We start from the raw sequence: 243 nt of genomic DNA on the forward strand, positions 1-243 counted from the left end.
CGATTTCGCGAGTATCATCGCCAGCCTTGTCAGTCCAGTCATCTACCTTTGGAGTACCAGTCAAGTTGCCATCCTTATCAACAGATACGCCATCTACTGGAGTTGAGGTAATGGTTGAGTCTGGAATGCTTGGTACTACTACCTTAGTTGATGGAACTTCCTCGCCATCCTTTACTGGATCAGGGTTGTTAACCTTGACGGTTAATTCATCCTTGGTCTTTTCATGTGGATCTTCAGTGTCTG

1 protein-coding gene is annotated in these 243 nt (G+C 45.7%); it reads right to left on the bottom strand.

All coding sequences use genetic code 11. From position 1 onward, the window contains the following. Nucleotides 1-243 (bottom strand): hypothetical protein (locus tag KI210_RS08655; RefSeq protein WP_212781468.1); only part of this gene is annotated, 243 nt, incomplete at both ends.

It is taken from the genome of Lactobacillus corticis (assembly GCF_018327645.1).
Taxonomy (GTDB): domain Bacteria; phylum Bacillota; class Bacilli; order Lactobacillales; family Lactobacillaceae; genus Lactobacillus; species Lactobacillus corticis.